Annotated in this window: 21 protein-coding genes and 1 pseudogene; 7 read left to right on the plus strand and 15 right to left on the minus strand. The window is 69.7% G+C overall.

Annotated elements, in window-relative coordinates; genetic code table 11:
- Positions 1-6 precede the first annotated feature (6 nt).
- The 5 genes from Q4A20_RS04455 to pyrH form a co-directional block, all read right to left on the minus strand.
- Positions 7-552 (minus strand): DivIVA domain-containing protein, encoded by a 546-nt coding sequence (locus tag Q4A20_RS04455; RefSeq protein ID WP_303120754.1) that lies wholly within the window; start codon positions 550-552, stop codon positions 7-9.
- Positions 549-1,772 (minus strand): 23S rRNA (adenine(2503)-C(2))-methyltransferase RlmN, encoded by a 1,224-nt coding sequence (rlmN, locus tag Q4A20_RS04460; RefSeq protein ID WP_303120814.1) that lies wholly within the window; start codon positions 1,770-1,772, stop codon positions 549-551. Before rlmN ends, Q4A20_RS04455 begins: the two co-directional genes overlap by 4 nt.
- 204 nt (positions 1,773-1,976) lie before the next feature.
- On the minus strand, positions 1,977-2,906 hold the full coding sequence (locus Q4A20_RS04465) for a phosphatidate cytidylyltransferase (RefSeq protein WP_303120816.1): 930 nt from the start codon (positions 2,904-2,906) through the stop codon (positions 1,977-1,979).
- 37 nt (positions 2,907-2,943) lie between these two features.
- The gene (gene frr, locus Q4A20_RS04470) at positions 2,944-3,501 is read right to left on the minus strand and encodes a ribosome recycling factor (protein ID WP_303120756.1); all 558 of its coding nucleotides are present in this window, start codon (positions 3,499-3,501) and stop codon (positions 2,944-2,946) included.
- Positions 3,502-3,581: 80 nt separating this feature from the next.
- The gene (gene pyrH, locus Q4A20_RS04475; RefSeq protein ID WP_303120758.1) at positions 3,582-4,334 is read right to left on the minus strand and encodes a UMP kinase; all 753 of its coding nucleotides are present in this window, start codon (positions 4,332-4,334) and stop codon (positions 3,582-3,584) included.
- A gap of 148 nt (positions 4,335-4,482) precedes the next feature.
- Here pyrH and Q4A20_RS04480 point away from each other — a divergent pair, with 148 nt between their 5' ends.
- The 5 genes from Q4A20_RS04480 to Q4A20_RS04500 are packed head-to-tail and all read left to right on the plus strand — an operon-like array spanning position 4,483 to position 7,369.
- Entirely contained in the window at positions 4,483-5,163 is a 681-nt protein-coding gene (locus tag Q4A20_RS04480) for an ATP-binding cassette domain-containing protein (RefSeq protein WP_303120760.1), read from the plus strand.
- A complete protein-coding gene (locus Q4A20_RS04485) occupies positions 5,114-5,335 on the plus strand; it encodes a hypothetical protein (protein ID WP_303120762.1) in 222 nt (73 codons plus the stop codon). The genes Q4A20_RS04480 and Q4A20_RS04485 overlap by 50 nt, the downstream gene beginning before the upstream one ends.
- Positions 5,332-6,555 (plus strand): hypothetical protein, encoded by a 1,224-nt coding sequence (locus Q4A20_RS04490; protein WP_303120764.1) that lies wholly within the window; start codon positions 5,332-5,334, stop codon positions 6,553-6,555. Before Q4A20_RS04485 ends, Q4A20_RS04490 begins: the two co-directional genes overlap by 4 nt.
- A 41-nt stretch (positions 6,556-6,596) precedes the next feature.
- Positions 6,597-6,953: a hypothetical protein gene (locus Q4A20_RS04495; protein WP_303120765.1), complete on the plus strand. Its 357-nt coding sequence runs from the start codon at positions 6,597-6,599 to the stop codon at positions 6,951-6,953.
- Between the two features lie 2 nt (positions 6,954-6,955).
- Positions 6,956-7,369 (plus strand): hypothetical protein, encoded by a 414-nt coding sequence (locus Q4A20_RS04500; protein ID WP_303120767.1) that lies wholly within the window; start codon positions 6,956-6,958, stop codon positions 7,367-7,369.
- A 107-nt stretch (positions 7,370-7,476) separates the two neighbouring features.
- On the opposite strand, the gene tsf is transcribed toward Q4A20_RS04500, so the two are convergent.
- Both tsf and rpsB read right to left on the minus strand, forming a co-directional pair.
- Positions 7,477-8,316, minus strand: a complete 840-nt coding sequence (gene tsf / locus Q4A20_RS04505) for a translation elongation factor Ts (RefSeq protein ID WP_303120769.1) — start codon at positions 8,314-8,316, stop codon at positions 7,477-7,479.
- A 50-nt stretch (positions 8,317-8,366) separates the two neighbouring features.
- On the minus strand, positions 8,367-9,299 hold the full coding sequence (gene rpsB / locus Q4A20_RS04510; RefSeq protein WP_303120771.1) for a 30S ribosomal protein S2: 933 nt from the start codon (positions 9,297-9,299) through the stop codon (positions 8,367-8,369).
- A 534-nt stretch (positions 9,300-9,833) separates the two neighbouring features.
- Between rpsB and Q4A20_RS04515 the strand changes: the two genes are divergently transcribed.
- A complete protein-coding gene (locus Q4A20_RS04515) occupies positions 9,834-10,664 on the plus strand; it encodes a M23 family metallopeptidase (RefSeq protein ID WP_303120773.1) in 831 nt (276 codons plus the stop codon).
- A 50-nt stretch (positions 10,665-10,714) separates the two neighbouring features.
- Here the strand turns inward: Q4A20_RS04515 and Q4A20_RS04520 are convergent, their stop codons facing one another.
- Positions 10,715-11,755, minus strand: coding sequence for a tyrosine recombinase XerC (locus Q4A20_RS04520; RefSeq protein ID WP_303120775.1), 1,041 nt, complete (start codon positions 11,753-11,755; stop codon positions 10,715-10,717).
- A gap of 370 nt (positions 11,756-12,125) precedes the next feature.
- Between Q4A20_RS04520 and Q4A20_RS04525 the strand changes: the two genes are divergently transcribed.
- Positions 12,126-12,431 carry a hypothetical protein gene (locus Q4A20_RS04525; protein ID WP_303120777.1) on the plus strand — a complete coding sequence of 102 codons (306 nt, stop codon included), beginning with the start codon at positions 12,126-12,128 and terminating at the stop codon, positions 12,429-12,431.
- A 398-nt stretch (positions 12,432-12,829) separates the two neighbouring features.
- Here Q4A20_RS04525 and Q4A20_RS04530 read toward each other — a convergent pair whose 3' ends face one another.
- The 7 genes and pseudogenes from Q4A20_RS04530 to lepB form a co-directional block, all read right to left on the minus strand.
- Entirely contained in the window at positions 12,830-13,360 is a 531-nt protein-coding gene (locus Q4A20_RS04530) for a GNAT family N-acetyltransferase (protein ID WP_303120779.1), read from the minus strand.
- Between the two features lie 61 nt (positions 13,361-13,421).
- Positions 13,422-14,774: a DNA-processing protein DprA gene (locus Q4A20_RS04535; RefSeq protein WP_303120780.1), complete on the minus strand. Its 1,353-nt coding sequence runs from the start codon at positions 14,772-14,774 to the stop codon at positions 13,422-13,424.
- The gene (locus tag Q4A20_RS04540) at positions 14,771-16,348 is read right to left on the minus strand and encodes a YifB family Mg chelatase-like AAA ATPase (protein ID WP_303120781.1); all 1,578 of its coding nucleotides are present in this window, start codon (positions 16,346-16,348) and stop codon (positions 14,771-14,773) included. The genes Q4A20_RS04535 and Q4A20_RS04540 overlap by 4 nt, the downstream gene beginning before the upstream one ends.
- Positions 16,348-16,878 carry a YraN family protein gene (locus tag Q4A20_RS04545; RefSeq protein ID WP_303120783.1) on the minus strand — a complete coding sequence of 177 codons (531 nt, stop codon included), beginning with the start codon at positions 16,876-16,878 and terminating at the stop codon, positions 16,348-16,350. Before Q4A20_RS04545 ends, Q4A20_RS04540 begins: the two co-directional genes overlap by 1 nt.
- A gap of 143 nt (positions 16,879-17,021) precedes the next feature.
- Positions 17,022-17,327, minus strand: a complete 306-nt coding sequence (locus Q4A20_RS04550; protein WP_073332911.1) for a DUF2469 domain-containing protein — start codon at positions 17,325-17,327, stop codon at positions 17,022-17,024.
- 151 nt (positions 17,328-17,478) lie between these two features.
- Positions 17,479-18,156, minus strand: a pseudogene (locus Q4A20_RS04555) (ribonuclease HII); the annotation flags it as partial.
- On the minus strand, positions 18,153-19,013 hold the full coding sequence (gene lepB, locus Q4A20_RS04560) for a signal peptidase I (RefSeq protein ID WP_303120788.1): 861 nt from the start codon (positions 19,011-19,013) through the stop codon (positions 18,153-18,155). The pseudogene Q4A20_RS04555 and the gene lepB, both read right to left, overlap by 4 nt.
- Positions 19,014-19,069 lie beyond the last annotated feature (56 nt).

Here is a 19,069-nt window from a genome sequence, read left to right on the forward strand (position 1 = left end):
GACACCTCACTCCACCGACAGCAGAACCTCTACCGCCCGGGCGAGGAACCGGTCGACGCTGGCCTCGTCATAGGCCTTGTCGCCGCGGGCGGCGGGAAAGACGGCGGCGCGCACCTGTGCGGAGGTCAAGGTACCGTCGGAGTCGAAGTAGGCGGCGATGCGGTCCATGAGCGCGTCGACGGCCTCCTTGTCATAGCCCTGCCGGGCGGCGGGGGCGAAGCGCTCGCCCACAGGGCGCAGCAGCCGCGGATACAGGGTGGTGGCCAACTGCGCCACCTGATCCATCCAGGCCTTGCGGCCGTGAGCGGCAACGTACTCGGCGCGGCGGCGCTGCAGGAAGGCGGCCTCGAGCCGATCCAAGGCGGCGTCGACGGCGTCGGGCCGGTAGCCGCCGTGGACGATGTCGAAGGCGACCGTGCGCACGCCCTCGGAGTCCATCTCGGCAAGTTCGCCGGCGTCATATATCTCCCGGGCGGTCTCGAAGTAGCCGTCCACCTGCGAGACCCGGTAGCCCTGCTTGAGGAAGCCGACCTTGGGGAACATATCGCTCATCGGGTGTGCGCCTCCCTTTCTTGGCTGAGCACCTCAGTGGCCAACTGGCCACAGGCGCCGTCGATGTCGCTGCCACGAGTGTCTCGCACCGTGGTGGTGATGCCGGCACGGCGGAGCGTGTCGACGAAGAGGTCCTGCACCTCCGGCTCGGAGCAGGTCCAGATGGAGCCGGGGGTCGGGTTCAGAGGGATGGGATTGACGTGGGCCCAGCCATGACCGCGGCGGTTCAGCTCGTCAGCCAGCAGCTGAGCACGCCAGGCATGGTCGTTCATGTCCTTGATCAACGCGTACTCGATGGACACGCGCCGACCGGTGGCCTCGAAGTAGTCGTGTGCGGCATCCAGCAACTGCCCTACCTTCCATTTGGAGTTGACGGGGATGAGGGCGTCGCGCAGTTCGTCGTCGGGTGCGTGCAGCGACACGGCCAGGGTCACCGGCATGCCCTCGCCGGCGAGTTTGCGGATCAGTGGCACCAGGCCGACGGTGGATACGGTTACGCCGCGGGCCGACAACCCGAAGCCCTGCGGGGCGGGGTCGATGATCCTATGCAGGGCGGCCACCACGTTCTTGTAGTTGACCATGGGTTCGCCCATGCCCATGAAGACGATGTTTGACAGCCGTGCGGGGCCGCCGGTCAGGCCGCCCGCCTCGGACAGTGCGGCCGCGTGACGGATCTGCTCCACGATCTCACCGGTGGTGAGGTTGCGGGTCAGTCCCATCTGGCCGGTGGCGCAGAAGGGGCAGGCCATGCCGCAGCCGGCTTGTGAGGAGACGCACAGGGTGGTGCGGTCCCGGTAGCGCATGAGCACGGACTCCACGCGCACGCCGTCATGGAGGGACCACAGGTGCTTGATGGTGCGGCCGCCGTCGGCACGCAGGGCACGCACCTCCTGGATGAGGTCGGGCAGTAGTTCATCGCACAGCTGCTGGCGCTGGGCGGCCGGCAGGTCCGTCATGTCGGCGGCCTCGCGAGTGAAGCGGGTGAAGTAGTGACGGGAGAGCTGGTCGGCCCGGAAGGCGGGCAGACCGACCTCCCGCAGAGCCCGTTTGCGGCCGGCCAGGTCCAAGTCGGCCAGGTGCCGGGGGGCCTTGCCGCGAACCGGTGGGACGGCGAAGGACAGGCGGGGACGGGCGTCCGGGCTGGTTGCGCCCTCCGGCGGCTGATCGGTGGGCAGCACCTGGACGCCGCCTCGCCGATCGGTACGGTGAGGCGCGCTCAGGCGAAGAGGCTCGGGGCGTCGGCCGCGGGCACGGAGTGCGTCTGGTGTGCTGCTCACTGGGGCCGTGGTCCTCTCGATTGCCTGAGGCCGCGTGTGAGTGCGACCGATCCGGCAGAGTACTCGCGCCTCGTCACCGGTGCCACGGTGTCAGTCACAGTTCGCGCCCGGCGGCGGAATGTCGAGTACATGTGTCTCACCCGACTGTCATCCGACCAGGAGGCTGAAGACGTAGACGACTGGCGCCGCCACCAGAATCGAGTCGAGTCGGTCCATGAGACCGCCGTGACCGGGAAGCAGGGTGCCCATGTCCTTCAGTCCGAGGTCGCGCTTGAGCAGGGACTCGCCCAGGTCGCCGAGAGTGGAGATGACGACGACCGTGGCTCCCAGCACCGCTCCGGCAGCAGGCGGTCCGTCCAGCGCCCACACGCAGGCCGCCCCGGCACCGACGGCGGCGAGAAGCGATCCGACCAGGCCCTCCCAGGACTTCTTCGGAGAGACGCTGGGCGCCATGGGATGCTTGCCGAAGGTGATACCGGCCAGCCAGCCGCCGGTGTCGTTGGCCGCGGGCAGGGCGATCAGCATCAGGACCTTGCCCACTCCGTGGGGTTGGGCGGCCAGCAGCACCGCGAATCCGGCGAGGAAGGGTAGGTAAGTGGCGGCGAACACGGAGGCGGAGGCGTTCACCGAGCGGGAGCGCCGCACGGCATCGTGAGCCTCGGTGCGCAGTACGTCCAGGCCGGCCTCCTCCAGGACGGTACCGGATTCGGCCTCGGCCTGATCCAGGAAGCACCAGACCACGCAGGCACCGGCAGTGGCGATATAGGCACCCAGTGCGGCCTCTGCTCCCGCCTTCCAGGCGCATACCGCCACCCCCAATGTGCCGATCCACAAGGGCGCCAGCGGCAGGCGTATGCCCTTACGGGCGAAGGCGCCGGCGAGTTCCCACAGGGCGCCGCACACGGCCAGGACTACCACGCCGACGAAAACCGTCTTGTTGAACACCAGCGATGCCAGGACGGCACCAACCAGCACGACGGCGACCCCGACGGCAGCCGGAAGGTTGCGCCCGGCCCGGCCGGTGGCGGGCAGAGGCGCGTGATTGCGCGTCGGGGGCGGGGCGAGCAGAGCGGACAGCGGAATCACAGCCAGGATGTTGTTGCGATGCGGGCAGTCAGACCTCGAGGAGCTCGGACTCCTTGGCGGACAGGGCGGAGTCGATCTGCTCGACGTACCGCTTTGTGAGGGCGTCCAGCTCGCTCTCGGCGCGCTTGACGTCGTCCTCGCCGGCCTCGCCGTCGCGCTTGATAGCCTCCAGCTCCTTCTTGGCCTTGGCGCGCACGCCGCGCACCTGCACACGGGACTCCTCGGCGCGGGAACGGGCGAGCTTGACGTAGTCGCGGCGACGCTCCTCGGTTAAAGCGGGAAGAGTGACTCGAATGACGGTCCCGTCGTCGGTGGGATTGACGCCGAGGTCGGACTCGCGGATCGCGGTGGTGATCTCCTTCATGGCACCGCGGTCGTAGGGGCTGACGATCACGGACCGGGCTTCGGGAATGGTGATGGAGGCGAGCTGCTGCAGGGGTGTGGGCGCGCCGTAGTAGTCGACCATGATCCCGTTGAACATGGACGGGTTGGCGCGGCCGGTTCGAATGGCGGCGAGTTCGTGCTTGCCGGCGTCGAGTGCCTTATCCATCTTGTCCTCGGCATCGAGCATGACGTCGTCGATCATGGTGGTTCCTTTGGTTGTTTGCAGTACTGATTGGTGAAGTGTGTGAGCGTGTCGGGGCGCGGGCGTCGGTGCCCGGCAGATCAGTCGAGGGTGACGAGAGTGCCGATTTCCTCCCCCAACAGGGCGCGGGTGATGTTGCCGGGTTCCCCCATGCCGAACACGCGCATGGTCAGGGCGTTGTCGCGGCTGAGGGCGAAGGCGGAGGCATCGGCGACCTGCAGTCCGTCGGCCAGGGCGCGCCCGTAGGTCAGGCGGTCGAGTTTGACGGCGGTGGGGTCGCGCCGCGGATCGGCGGTGTACACGCCGTCGACCCCATTCTTCCCCACCAACAGTTCGTCGCAGTGAGTCTCCAGGGCACGCTGGGCGGCGACGGTGTCGGTGGAGAAGTAGGGCATGCCGGCGCCGGCGCCGAAGACGACCGCGCGGCCCTTCTCCATGTGGCGGATGGCCCGCAGTGGGATGTAGGGCTCGGCCACCTGAGTCATGGTGATGGCGGACTGCACCCGGGCAGGCGCACCGGCCTTCTCAATGAAGTCCTGCAGGGCGAGCGCGTTCATGACGGTTCCGAGCATGCCCATGTAGTCGGCGCGGCCGCGGTCCATGCCGCGGGCGGAGAGTTCGGCGCCGCGGAAGAAGTTACCTCCTCCGACGACGATCGCCACCTGCACTCCCTGTTTGATGGCGGTGGCGATCTGCCCGGCGGCGTCGGCGACGACGTCGGCGTCCAGGCCCACCGATCCGCCGCCGAACACCTCGCCGGAGAGCTTGAGCAGCACCCGACGGGGATGTGTGCCGTGGGCGATGCGGTCGTCGCGTTCCGGGGACTCACTCATGCGTGGTGCCTCCTGGCTCGGGGTCGGATGGTTGTACGGGCGGCTCGCGCGTGGGCGCTCGGCACAGCCTACCCGCACAGGATGGTTTTGCGCCTCAGCCAACGATAGAGTAGGCCCGACAACTCTCACATCCATGGGGTGATTGGCCGTGCCCTGGGTCGGATTCAACGCAGCGTCGACACCGGAGGAAGGGCGACACCTGACCACGAGGGAGCCTCGCCAGGACGGTCGGGCCGAGGCGATCCAGGTGCGTGCACTGGGCAAGAGCTACGGCTGGCACGCAGTTCTTAACGGGGTCACCCTGGATGCCCGTTACGGCGCCATCACCTGCCTCCTCGGCCCCAACGGGGCGGGCAAGTCCACCCTCATGCGGATCCTCATGGGACACGAGGCGATTAGCCGCGGGAGTGCGCGTATTGCGCTGCCGGGCGACGGCACGCTCGCCGACCGCGCTGTGGGCTACGTTCCGGACTCCTCACTGGTCTACCCGCTGTTGACCGTGCGGGAGCATCTGCGGCTGGTGGAAGCGGTCTATGACCTCGGCCGCTTCAGTCGGACGCAGGAGGAGCGGTTCCTTAAGGCTCTGGGCCTGGATGAGCACGCGGATGTGCTGGCCAGCAAGTTGTCGAAGGGCTTGAAGAAGCGGCTGATGCTCGCCTGCGCGGTGCGCCAGGGCGCGCGGGTCCTGATCCTGGACGAGCCCCTTCGACGGCCTCGACCCGGCCGGCCAGGAGATGCTCATGTCCCTGGTAGAGCAGTTGCGCGACCAGGGGCGCTGCGTGCTGGTGTCGACGCATCGACTGGACATCGCCGAACGGGTGGCCGATGAGCTGGTCGTCCTGGACCATGGTCGGCTCGTGTTCTCCGGGACGCCCGCGCAGTTCATGCGGCTCGGCGATACGTCCGACGGGAAGACCGCCTTTGAGGCCGCCTTCGCCGCCGTCAGCCACCGCTCGGCCTCCCGGCCCCGGCTGGCCGAGTTCGACGGGACGAGTCCATGACCGCCGCGACCACCGCCGCGCGCCCCGGCACCCAGCAGCATGCCTCGCGACTGGTCGCGATGCTGCTGGCGGCCCGCTTGCGCAGTCTCCGGCACAAGGTGGGAGGGCTGTTCGCCCACTGGCCGGGTCGGCTGGCCTGCATCGGCGTGGTGCTGGTGAGTGCCCGATTGCTTTGGATTCTGGCAGCACCCCCGTCAGCACGCACGCCGGCGATTCCCGACGGGATTCTGCAAGACGTGCTTGGCGTGTTGCTGATCGGCGCCCTCACGGTCTGGGGTTCTCATTCACTGACCCGAACTCCCGTCATCCTCAACACCGGTGACATCGGCATCGTGGACTCCGGTGCCTTGATTCGAGTATCGCTCACCACGGGCGTTCTAGCCCGCCTGCCAGCTCCCGCAATCGGTGGCCTGTACCTGAGCGCGATACTCGTCGGCATGGCGCCCACGCAATGGGCGAGCCTCGATTCACGCCTGCGCTTGTGGGCGGTGCTCACTGCACTCGGCGCCTGGATGACCAGTGCCCGGCTGGCCTGCGGCTGCGCGGCGTGGGCCTGGCCGCAAACGCGCCCGCTCCTGACCCTGGTGTGGTGGACTCCGGCGGCCGCCGTGCTGTGGATCATGACCTCCCGCGCGCCGGAACAGGGGTTGCGGGCGCTGAAGGTGCTGGGTGATGTCTTCACGGTCCTGACCGGCCGCTGGTGGCCGACCATGCTGCTTGCCGCAGCCGCCGCGTTGACCTACGCGGCGGTGATCGCCCTGGCTCCCCGGCTGACTCCCGTGTGGGCGGCGCCCGCCTACCAGATCGCGGCGATCCTGGACTTGGCCGACAGCCGGGACGCCTCCGCGGCATTGGCGCTCATGCGCCCGGCCCGTACGAGAAGCGGGCGCATGCCCGACTTCGTCCAGGGTGCGGCTGCCTTCGCCGTCCACCAGTGGTGGGAGGCGAAACGCCGCCACACCGGGAGGACCGTCATCTTCGAGGCCCTGGCGGCCTATGCGGTCGGCCACCTGGTCGGTCGGCTGCTGCCGGAGTGGTGGCCGCTCGCCTTCCTGATCGTGGGCGGATTCGCAGCCTCCTCCTGCGCGCTGGACGGTGCCCTGGCCGAAGCGCGTTATCCCTGTTCGCTGCGGCGAGCAGCACTCGCCGCAGCGCCCTGGAAGTGGGCGCGTGGAGCTGCCTCCTACCGGCGTCGCAAGCGGGGGCGATCTGTCTGCTGACCGTCCTCGGTGGCGGTCATGCCCGGGTCTCGGAGCAGACGGTGGGCATCGCACTCGGTTGCGCGTTCATCTGGCCCGTGAGCGCCGCGGCGTGCTCCGTGGCCGCCGCGCTCCTGTCCATACGGGGTGTGTCGAGTCGACTGACCGGCGGCGTCGGCGCCCTCGCCGCCCTGGGCGGGCCACTTACATTCGCCGTCGGGCTGGGCACGGCGGCCCTAGCGCCCGGGTACACGGTATTCGCCGCCCAAGTGGTGGCTGCCGCGCTGGCCTCGTGGGCGCTGCTGCACCTCGCCCTCGCGGGCTGGTCCGCCTCCCGCTACACGGTGCGGACCAACCAGGGCGCAGACCTCACAGACCTCAGCATCACCATTAACAGTCCCGCCGGAACGGAGGAATGATCATGGCAGGAATGGATGAGAGTGCCAAGATGGTGCTCAAGGACGCCCGCGCAGTGGCGAAAGCACGGGGAGCGCGCAACGCCGAAGCCCTGGACGTGTTCGTCGCCGCGCTCCGCACCAACCCGGAGGTGGAGGAGCTCGTCGGCAAACCCCACCAGCTGAGCTGGGAGGAGCTGGTAAAGGAGGCCGCCGACGCGCCCCGACGGGGTCTGGGCGGGCTGCTGCCTCGGCCGGTCGGGTTCGACGACCGCGCCAAGGCGGCCTCGGTGCGAGCGGTGGCGCTAGCCGTCGGCTCCGACGTCTCCGCACGCCATCTGGCGGCGGCCGCCCTGGAGCAGGACGACGCCCGGCTGAACGAGTACCTCGAGGCCCATGGCACCAGCTGGAATCGGCTCGTCGCGATCCTGGTGTCCTAAGCACCGCCGCGCGACGGCTCGGAGCCGGACCGGGTACGACTCCGGGTATGAGGCGGGGTCCCCGCGAGCATGCGCTCACGGGGACCCCGGTGCTGGATCGCGATGGCTCAGGCGCCGACGCGGAAGCGGACGAAGCCGGTCAGCTCGCCGCCGGTGGCCGCGATGACCTTGCCGACCGTGGTCTTGGGGTCCTTGGCGTAGGCCTGGTCCACCAGGCAGTTCTCCTTGTAGAAGCCGTTCATGCGGCCCTCGACGATCTTCGGGATGGCCTTCTCGGGCTTGCCCTCGGCGCGGGTGGTCTCCTCGGCGATGGCACGCTCCTTGTCCACCGTCTCGGCCGGGACGGAGTCGCGGTCCAGGTACAGCGGAGAGTAGGCGGCCACGTGCATGGCGACGTCGTGGGCGACCTCGGCGGCCGCGGCGTCGGTGCCGACCAGCACACCCACCTGCGCGGGCAGGTCCGGGTTGGTGCGGTGCAGGTACAGCTCGACGTGGTCGGCGGCCAGGCGGCCGACGCGGCGCACGACGATCTTCTCGCCGATGACGGCCTGCATGGAGTCGGTCAGCTCCTTGACGGTAGTGCCGTCAACGGCGACCTCCGCCAGGGCCTCGGCGGTCTCGGCACCGGAGTCGATGGCAGCGACGAGGACCTGCTCGGCGAAGTCGAGGAACTTCTCGTTCTTGGCCACGAAGTCGGTCTCGGCGTTGATCTCGACGAGCACGCCCACCTGGGCGCCGTCGACGTCGACCACCTTGGCGGCAATCAGGCCGGCGGAGGCGGAACGGCCCTCGCGCTTGGCGATGCCCTTCAGGCCCTTGACGCGGATGATCTCAATGGCCTTCTCGGCGTCACCGTTCGCCTCGTCGAGCGCCTTTTTGACGTCGAGCATGCCGGCGCCGGTCTTCTCGCGCAGCGCCTTGATGTCAGCGGTGGTGTAGTTGGGCATGGATATCTCCTGAAATTGCTGAGATTTGAGTGAACGTGCGGCTTGCGGACTCAGGCCTGCTCGGCGGGAGCAGGCTCCGTATCCGAGGGAGCCGCAGAGGCGTCACTCTGAGTGGCCTCGGCGGTCGGCTCAGCGACGACCTCGGCCTGCGCGGCCGCCTCAGCGACCGGCTCCTCACTCGCGGCGGCCTCGGCGTTATCGGCGCCGGCCAGCAGCTGCGCCTCCCATTCGGGCAACGGCTCGGCTTCGGCTGCGGGGACCTCCGCCTCCTCACCGGTGCGGGCGCGACCGGCGGAGCGCGCCACCAGGCCCTCGGCGGCGGCGTCGGCAATGATGCGGGTCAGCAGCGCAACAGAGCGGATGGCGTCGTCGTTACCGGGGACGGCGTAGGTGACCTCGTCGGGGTCGCAATTGGTGTCCAGGACGGCGACCACGGGGATACCGAGCTTCTGCGCCTCGGAGATCGCCAGGTGCTCCTTCTTGGTGTCCACCACCCAGATGGCGGCCGGCGGCTTGGCCATGTCACGGATGCCGCCGAGCGTCTTGACGAGCTTGTCCTTCTCGCGGCGCATCATGAGCAGTTCCTTCTTGGTGCGGCCGGAGCCGGCCACATCGTCGAAGTCGATCTGCTCGAGTTCCTTCATGCGGTCCAGGCGGCCACGCACAGTGGCGAAGTTGGTGAGCATGCCGCCCAGCCAGCGCTGGTTGACGTAGGGCATGCCTACGCGCTGGGCCTGCTCGGCCACGGCGGCCTGCGCCTGGGTCTTGGTGCCGACGAACAGGATGTTGCCGCCGCGGGCGACGGTCTCCTTGACGAAGTCGTAGGCGGTGTTGATACCGTCAATCGACTGCTGCAAGTCGATCACGTAGATACCGTTGCGCTCGGTGAGGATGAATCGCTTCATCTTGGGGTTCCAGCGGCGGGTCTGGTGGCCGAAATGCACACCGTTCTCAAGCAGCTGGCGCATGGTGACAATCGCCATGGGGGTCCTTTCAGTCACGTCCGCAGGACGTGCAATCGGGTGGTGCCCGCGGCCTTGGCCGGGGCACCCGGTTATGGGTGGTTGTTCCCCATTGACCGCAATCCCCGTGGGCGGGGCGCGGCTGCCCGGAGGCCGGGCATGGGGCCTGGTGTCCGCAGCGCCGGACCACCCGCTGCACTGGAGCGATGCGGGACCTCGGCCGTGGCGCCCCAAAAGGACGTTCCCGCCCCGCCGATGGCGGAGCGGACGCGGACACGCGAAGTCAGCCGCGCACCGGCTCGGCGGAGGCCGTCGAACCCGCGCAGGGCTGCGGGCGCGACGGTATCACAGCGCCGGCGCGGATCCGTGCGGGTGGTGTCCCCGCCTCCGGCGCCCGGGGCACACGATTCCGGAGACGGCTCCGAGCTGCTCGCAGGGCGAGTGCGTTGCGCGGACGGGCGCACCGGCGTCCACAGGGGCGGTTGGCCGCACCCCGGAGGCCGGCCCGTCCACAGGCCGGGTGCACGCCGCCGCTGGCCGGCGCACGCTGATGTCATGAGTAAACTCACAGCCGCCGACGACGCCTGCGCCCCAGCCGCTTCAACCATCCCCCGCAACACGCCCGCATCTAAGGAGCCGTCGGGCACGCTCCCTGGCGAGCGTGCCCGACATGCAGCAGCTGACCGCTCCCCCGGCGGGTCCTCATCCGACGTCCCGCCCAGACCGGGCTCCGCGGGGCTGCGGCATCGGGTCCGCCACCTGGCCGCGGGCGGCGCCGCACTGGCCGCCTGTACCGCCCTCTCCCTGTTGCCGGCTCCAGTGTCCGGAGCCGCCGCATCGTCGCCGGAGGCCGCAACCGCGCCGCGGCCGGTGGTGATGGCCTGGCGGGGTGGCGACCCGAACCCGGTGCAGGCCTTCGCGGCCGGGTCGGCATTGGATTCAGCCGCTACGCTGCCCGGCGCGGTGACCAGGCGGGTGCGCTACAGCTGGCCCACGGGCATGGCTACGACTGTGCTGGCTGACTTTGATCCTCCGGCGGTGGTCTGGGGCTCCGGGCACCGGGGCGTGGACCTGGCGCTGGCAGCGGGTTCGCGGGTACTGGCCGCCGCCGATGGGACGGTCGCCTTCGCGGGGATGGTGGCCGGACGGCCGGTGGTGTCCATAGACCACGCCGACGGCATACGCACCACCTATGAGCCTGTCGACCCGCAGGTCAAGGCGGGCGACGTCGTGACGCGCGGCCAGGTGATCGGCACGCTGCAATCCGGCCACCGCGCCGACGGCGCCGACGCCCTGCACTGGGGGGCGCGCACCGGCCCCAAGACCTACGTCAACCCGCTGCGCCTGCTCCAGCCCGCGGTGATCCGTCTGAAACCGCTCAACTGAGCGCTCCCGGCCTTTAGCCCAGACCAACAGACTTAGGCGCAGCGGCGCCGTCAGGCCCGGGGAAAGGCCTGGGCGTAGACGGCGCGCAGGCGCTCGGCGGATACATGCGTGTAGCGCTGAGTGGTGGCCAGCGAGGAGTGCCCCAGCAGCTCCTGCACGCTGCGCAGGTCCGCTCCCCCGCTGAGCACGTGGGTGGCGGCCGAGTGGCGCAGCCCGTGGGGGCCCAGGTCGGGCACGCCCGCACGGGCGGCGGCCCGGTGGACGATCTCGCGTACGGCCCGCGGCCCGATGCGGTGCCCGCGCGCACCCAGGAACAGGGCCGTCCCGGCGTCGGGGCCGGCAACGGCGCCGCGCACGGCCAGCCAGTCCTCCAGGGCCGCGGCGGCGGGCCCCCCGTAGGGCACCGTGCGTTCCTTGTTGCCCTTACCCAGCACGCGCATGGTGCGGCGCGTGGCGTCCACGTCCCCCAGGTTCAGGGCGCACAGTTCGGACACGCGCACACCGGTGGCGTACAGGACCTCGAGGATGGCCCGGTCGCGCAGCGCCAGCGCCCTGGCCACGTCGCCGTCGGTGTCGCCATCCGCCGTAGCCCCGGCCGCGGCGACGGCGTCGGCCGCCGCGTCCAGCAAAGCGGCCGCCTGGGCGGGGGTGAGCACAGAGGGCAGGCGTCCGTCCGCGCGGGGCGAGCGCAGCCGGGCGGCGACGTCGGCGTCCAGTAGTCCGCTGCGATGCGCCCAGGTGGAGAAGGTGCGGCAGGCGGCGGCGCGCCGGGCCAGGGTGGCGCGGGCGGCGCCGTCGACGGACATCGCTGCCAGCCAGGCGCGCAGGTCCGGTAGGTCCAGGCTGCCCAGGGCAGGACCCACCGGCTCGTCGTCTTCCTCACCGACGCCGAGGAAGGTCATCAGTTCGGCTACGTCGCCGAGGTAGGCGCGCACCGTGTGCGCGGACAGCCCTCGCTGTAGATCCAGATAGCGGGCAAAGACGTCCAGCAGCCCGGCCCGCGTGACACACCCGGTGGTGTACGACGCTCCCGGAGCCCTCCTATCCGCAGGGGCGGAATCGACCGGCCCGCCCTGAGCTGACATGTGCACGCGGCCAGCTTAGTGGCTGCGCCTCCCGCGAGGGCGCAGGACCGGTGCCCCGTTGATGGTCGTCTTCGTACCCGGGATGATGCACGCCCGGACCGCCTTGAACACGTATTGGCGCCAGGAACACGAGTTTTGGAGGTTTGCATGGGTTGTACACGTGCAAACCTCCAGAAACCCGTGTCTGCGAGCCGAACTCGTGTTCCCGAGGCGAACTCGTGTGTTCGATCCTCGTGGCGGGACCACCTCCGCCAAAGATGATGCGCAGGGCCGGTGCCGAGGGTTCGTCGCTTATGACCGGGCCTCGTGTCTTCCAGCGGCACAGTCCTGCTGCGCCACCTGGCCGAGCTCGGCGGACCGACAGCACCCGGCAGCCATGTCCCGAGTGCGCGCGGTGCTCAGTGAGGTGACCGCGCAGAAGATTCGCGTCGGCCTGGCAGAGCCCGGCATGTTGAGCGATCTACCAATCGAGCCGGCGCCGGGGGAACCAGTTGCGCATTCGGGGGCGTTCCGCCGATGGGCGGACGAGCGCGTCAAGGCCCTGTCACTATTCACAGCTCAGGAACTCACGATCGAAGAGCACGATCTGGAGGAGTCGATCCTCAACCTATACGCTCCGGGACCCCGCATGAGCACTTACCGCCCGCTGGCGACCGGCACGCTAACAGGCCGGAGCGCCTGATCGCTCGGTGCCGGCGCCACGGTGGCCGCGCTCGGCTACGCATTAAACACAGTCGGCGGCATGTCCGCCGATCTGGACTGGCTCGTGCACCCATCATCGTATTACTGGGCTTTCGGCGAGCGCCCTCTGAGCAATGGCTTTGACTGGGGCGACCTGGCGCTGCTACGGGGGCTCAGCTCACTGCTGGTCGCAGTCGCCTGTGTGGCCCTACCACGCCGCGACATCGGGCGGGGTAGACGCACGAACCGTCCACCCCCGAACACGACCACCTGGCGGTCCGGTTCGCGTCGAACAGGGCCCCGAAAACGACCGCCACACAGCAGCCTGGGCCCGCACCCACAAACAAATACGAAGAGGCGAACAATCCCCGCGGGCCGATACGTGCAACCGGCAGAAGATTACCGGACCGCCGCTCGGTGCCCCTCATACTTCATTTCAATGAAGTCGAAGACGCCCCCGTTGGAAGCCTGTTTAAATGATCGCACTCTACGAAATCCGCTCCGACGGCACACCGCAATTGCGCGCCCATTAAAGCAGGCCACCATCAAGCGAATCTCCCGCCCGGGTAGATTCTCTTCCAGCCAAGCCAAGTTACATGCCATGAAGCTCACCCCGAGTCCGCCGCCAGTGAGATCACGATGCATCCCGACCCCAATCTCCAACATGCCTTCACCGTCATCGATGTCGGCGGACAAGAATCCGAACAACTCACCCCTTGAGCGGACCCGCATAAGGACCTCAGGCCATTTCTCGGGAGTCACGAACTCCTCATAGTCCTCTGGATCGGCCGTCATATCGTAGAAGTCATACGGTGGCGGATACTTCCAGCCATCAGCAATCTCGAAAGCGACCTCAGGTGTCATCACACTGTACGACAGATCTAGATGACTCCTACCGCTTCCCTCAAACACCTCTCCCGCCTGGACCACGCCACGATGATACTCCGAACCAATAAGGCTAGCGCGGCAGCGGTGCATACCGGCATCGAGTTCACCGGTGCACGCGAGCACGCCGCCAGGCGGCGCCTCGCTGCTCCACCCGCCCGGCGAGTTCCAGCAGCCCCAGAGCGGCGATGGTCTCGTGCTCGGTGAGCCCAGCGGCGCGCACGATCGACTCAACACCGGCATCGCCGCGCGCGGGCAGCGCATCCAGTACGACGGCCGCGGGGCCGTCCAGGCCATCCAGCAGCCCGGCGCCGGCATTGGCGGGGTCGGCGGCCTTGGCGGCCTCAGGATCGATAGAGCCCAGCGGGGCGATCAGCTCCAGGGCGTCGTCCGCATCGGTGACACAGATGGCGCCCCGCCGCAGCAGCCGGTGGCAGCCCACCGAGGCCATTGATGTCACCGGCCCGGGCACGGCCCCTACCGGCCGCCCCAAATCAAGCGCATGGTGGGCGGTGGACAGGGCTCCGGAGCGCCAGGCGGCCTCTACGACGACGGTGGCGTCGGCCATGGCGGCGATCAGCCGGTTGCGGGTAAGGAACCGGTGCCGTCCGGGCTGGCAGCCGGGAGGCACCTCGGCCACCAGGGCGCCAGTGGCAATCACCTCCTCCAGCACGTCTGCATTGCCGGCCGGATAGAGGCGATCCACTCCCCCAGCGGAAACGGAGATGGTCGCGCCGGTGCGCATGGCGCCGCGATGGGCGACGGCGTCGATACCGAAGGCACCACCGGAAATCACGACGACGCCCTTTGCGGCCAGACCGCTCGCCAAGTCGAAGGTGACGTGCTCGCCGTAGTCGGTGGAGGCGCGCGCGCCGACCAGCGCCAGCGCATGGCCTGCGCCCGGCCCGGCCGGCACCAGCTCCTCCCGGCAACGCCGCTGGGCCTGTGTGTCGGAGTTGCCGCACTCGGCCAGCAAGGCGGGATCGCCGCGCACCCATAGGCAGTGGGGCGGACGCTCCAGATCGTTCAGGCTCGTCGGCCACCCCGGGTCGGTGGGGATGAGCAGGCTGCCGCCGAGGCGCTCCAGCACATCCAGTTCGCGGCGGATGTCCAGGCCTTGCAGGCGCGGGGCCCATCGCCCGGCCGCGGCGGCCCAGTCGGCGGCGGCGCGGGCGGCGTCTCCGTGGGGCGGCAGCGGCGGGCGTGGGGCGGGCCGGGGCTCCCCGTCGGCGTCGAGGGCCTCATGGGTGAGCCAGTCCAGGGCGGCGGTGGCGCCAAGGCGGCCGACCAGGGCGCAGGCGTGGGCGTCCGCGGGCTCGGCCAGCCGCGACCAGGTGGCCCGGGCCAGAGCCTCGGCATCACTCTCGGCAATGGCGTCGACGCCGATATCAGGGGCCGGCTCCAGGTCCGTACGGACGGCGGGAGTACTGGATCCAGCGGTTGGTACGGGCGTGGTCATGGGCGGGCTCCTCTGGTACGCAGCGCCAGCGCGGCGCCGATATCGGTGGGGGTGGGCGCGGGGCGGGCGCCGAGGTCGGCCAGGGTCCAGGCCAGCCGCAGCACCCGGTCGACGCCCCGCAGAGTCAGGTCGCCGCGGTCCAGGGCGGTCATGAGCGGGGCGAGCAGGGAAGGGTCGGTGCCGGAGGCGGACGAGCGGAGCCAGCCCCCGGGAACCTCCCCCATCAGTCTCCAGGGGGTGTCGGCCAGGCGGCGGGCGGCCCGCGCCCGCGCCTCGGCGACGCGGGCGGCGACAACGGCGCTCGGCTCACCTGCGCCCTTGGCGGCCAGGTCGTCGGCGGTGACGGCGGCGACCTCCACTTGAATATCCACCCGGTCCAGCAGGGGGCCGGATAGCCGTGAGAAATAACGGCGTCGCTGCAAAGAGGTGCAGGTGCATTCCAGGCCGCGGCCGGTGCCGCGCCCGCAGGGACAGGGGTTGGCGGCCAAAACCAACTGGAAGGCGGCCGGGTAGGTGGCGCGACCTCCGACCCGATCGATGGTGACGTAACCGGTTTCCAGAGGCTGGCGCAGGCAGTCGAGCACGCCGGCGGGGAACTCGGGCGCCTCGTCCAGGAACAGCACACCACGGTGGGCCAGCGATACGTCACCCGGGCGGGGCGCGCCGGAGCCGCCGCCCACCACCGCGGCGCGGGTGGCAGTGTGGTGGGGGGCCCGCAGCGGCGGGCGGGTGAGCAGGCCGGCGTCGGCGTTGAAGGTTCCCGCCAGGGAATGGATAGAGGTGACGGTGACGGCGTCTTCGGCGCTCAGGGGAGGCAGGATTGAGGGCAGTCTCTCCGCGAGCATGGTCTTGCCGGCGCCCGGAGGACCTACCAGCAGCAGGTGGTGTCCACCGGCCGCGGCAACCTCCAGGGCGTGACGAGCCTGCACCTGCCCGACCACATCAGCCAGGTCGGCCTCCCGCGCTGGTACGGCACCCTCCGTCCGGCGCGGCGCGTGGGCGGCGGCCTCCCGTCTGGCCCGGCGCATGAGTTCACGGGCCCGACCCGGCAGCTTCCCGCCATAGCGCTCCAGCAGCTGACCGATATGGCTGACGGCCGTGACATCCACACCCGGAACCAGCGCCGCCTCCCGGCCGGCACCCGCAGCAACCACCACCTCAGTGACTCCTGCATCGGCGGCAGCACGCACGGCGGGCAGGATGCCGCGCACCGGGTGGACGGTGCCGTCCAGTCCGAGTTCTCCGATGTACACGGTGCGGGCCATGTGGTTGATGGCTCGCTCCGGCAGTTGCCCGCGGGCGCCCAGGACCGCGAGCGCCAGCGCCAGGTCGAAACCGGTGCCGGTCTTGGGCAGGTCGGCCGGCGAGAGGTTGACCGTGAGCCGGTGCTCGCCCCAGGTGACCCCGCAGGTGGACAGGGCGGCGCGGACGCGCTCACGGGACTCGCGCACAGCCGTGTCCGGCAGGCCGACGAGGGTGAACCCGGGCAGCCCGTGCGCGGAGTGCGCCTCGACGTCCACGAGGTGCCCGGCCAGCCCGGTAAGGGTGACGGCGAGGGTGCGTGCCAGTCCCATCAGTCCCCCACCCCCCGGTGGTGCCGCAGCAGGGCCGGTCGGCCGGCGCGCAGCTGCACTGAGACCACGTCCAGGCGCAGGCCGGCATGGGGCACTGGGTGCGCTGCGGCGCAGGGCACCGCGAGCGACCGCAGCCGGAGCAGCTTCAGCGGGCCAACTGCGGCGGCCGGCGGCCCCGCCACCTCGGAGGTGCGGGTCTTGACCTCCACTATCACCAGTACGCCGGGTCCCGACGGCTGCGGTTGCAGGGCGACCAGGTCGACCTCGCCGCGCAGACCAGGACCGGGCCTCCAATTGCGGTCCAGGATGTGCCACCCCAGGTCGCTGAGGTAGCGGGCGGCGATGGCCTCGCCCCGCTGTCCGATCAGGCGGCGGGAATCGGTGGGAGCCTCGTACGATCCGGCCTCCAGGTGCGAGGGGACGGCTTGAAGCGGCGGGGCGGTCGAAATCGTGGGAGCAGCGATGGGATTCACCGTAGAGCTCATACTGCTGACGACGCCGGACTGTGCGGCATGTGGTGCGGTTGACATGGGCTTGACCTCCACCACCAGCGTGCCCGTGGGGGCGTGGCGGGGCCAGCGCGCGATTTGATCTCTGTGGATTAGGGGTGCACGAACGATGCCTGTGGGATCTGGTGAATCCTCCGCGCGGTCATCTCAGGGCCGGCGGCCGGTCAGGAGGGAATATCCATCTCCGGCTTGGTCAGCTCCTCCACGTTGACGTCCTTAAAGGTGACCACGTGCACGGATTTCACGAAGCGGCTGGCTCGGTAGATGTCCCACACCCAGGCATCCTCAAGGGTCAACTCGAAGAACACCTCACCGCCGTTGGTGCGCACCTGCACGTCCACGGCGTTGGCCAGGTAGAAGCGGCGCTCCGTCTCGACGACATAGGAGAACAGGGAGATGACATCGCGGTACTCGCGATACAGGTCGAGCTCCAAGTCGTTCTCATACGACTCCAGATCTTCAGCACTCACTGATCCATCATGCCCAATGGGCGCGTCCTCTTGCAGCAGCTCCCGCGGGCGCGTCGGCCACAGCCGAGGATCGGGTCTGCCCGGCCCCTGGGGCGTCGGCGCAGTTGGCGTCAGCGGGTGCGGCGCTGGATTCGGCAACACTAGCGGTGAAGCGCTCCAGTCCTGGCAGATGCCAGGAGCGGCGGTGGAAGTCGCTGGCGCCGAGCCGGGCCAGTCCGTCGATGTGGGCGGGCGACGCGTACCCCTTGTTGCGCGCCCAGTCGTAGCCGGGGTCGGGCAGGGCCGCCATGAACTCGTCACGCTCCACCTTGGCCAGCACGGAGGCGGCGGCAACAACCGCGCAGTGGGCGTCCGCCTTCACCCGGGCGTGAACCTCCGGGAGGGGTGCCTCCTGCGCGGTTATCGCATCGGCAGCGTCAAACTGGGCGGGTGGGCGCAGCCAGTTAGCGGTACCGTCCAGGATGATGACGCCGGGCAGGTGCCCGCGGGCGGACACCCGGGCGAGCGCCCGCTGCCCGGCCAGCCGCAGGGCGCCGAGAATGCCCAGGGCATCGATCTCCGCAGGTGTGGCGTGGCCGACGGCGTGATCGGTCGCCCAGGCCCGGCAGGGCTCGACGAGGGCCTGTCGACGGCGGGGCGTGAGCCGTTTGGAGTCGGCCAATCCCGCGGGGAATCCGGCAGGCGTGGCCCGGGAGACTATGACCAGGCCGACGCTGACAGGCCCGGCCAGGGAGCCGCGCCCCACCTCGTCCATGCCACCCACCAGTGCGTATTCGGTCAGCAGACGCTTCTCCAACTCGCGGTCGGGGACGATGCGGGCGCGCGTCACAGATCAGACCCGGCCTTAGCAGTCGCGGTGGCGTCGGGGATCGCATTGAAGGCGCCGCCGTCGTCAAGACTCTCTATCCGCGCCAGTGGCCAGAGCACGAACTTGGCCACCCCGACCACGTCCTCCAGGGGTACGAATCCGCCGTTGGCGTCATCCTGGTGGAAGCGGGAGTCGGCCGAATTGGCGCGGTTGTCCCCCATCACCCACACGTAGCCCTCGGGGACGGTGACGTCGAAGGCGACGTCGGAGGCGGAGCGGCCGGACTTCAGGTAGGGCTCATCCACCGCGACGCCGTTAATGGTGAGTAAGCCCTCGCCGTCGGCCACAATGTGGTCCCCACCCACGCCGATGACGCGTTTGATCAGATGGTGTCCGGAATCCTCGGGAAGCAGGTGTAGGACGATGAGCGCTTCCTGCACCAGTCCCCTCAGCCCGGTCGGCTCGGTGACGGTGAGCCAGTTGTCCGGGTCGGTGAAGACCACGATGTCGCCGCGGTCGACGTCGTCGGCGTCGTACATGGTTACTGCCACCCGGTCGCCCTCCAGCAAGGTGTCCTCCATGGATCCGGAGGGAATGCCGAAGGTCTGGACCACGAAGGTCTTCACCAGGGCGACGACCAGCAACACCGCCACCACGATCATCAGGGTGGAGCCGCGACGACGCGGCGGGCCGGAATCGACGGCGTCCTGTTGGGAGGCGGGTCGACGGACCGGCTTGTAGGAGGGCGGCAGTTCACTGGCGCCGGCGGCCACCGCCGAGTCATCGGCGTCCGCAGCCCGGCCGACTTCCTCGAAAGCCGTCGAAGCAGGGGCGCCCACCTCAGGCGGGTCTTCGGCGTCTTCCCGCGTTGCGGTCACCGTTTACCTCTCGGATAGTGGCTGGACGGATTCAGAGTCGGAACGGGGTGTGTCGG

Source organism: Actinomyces sp. (assembly GCF_030530635.1).
Classification (GTDB): Bacteria; Actinomycetota; Actinomycetes; order Actinomycetales; family Actinomycetaceae; genus Actinomyces.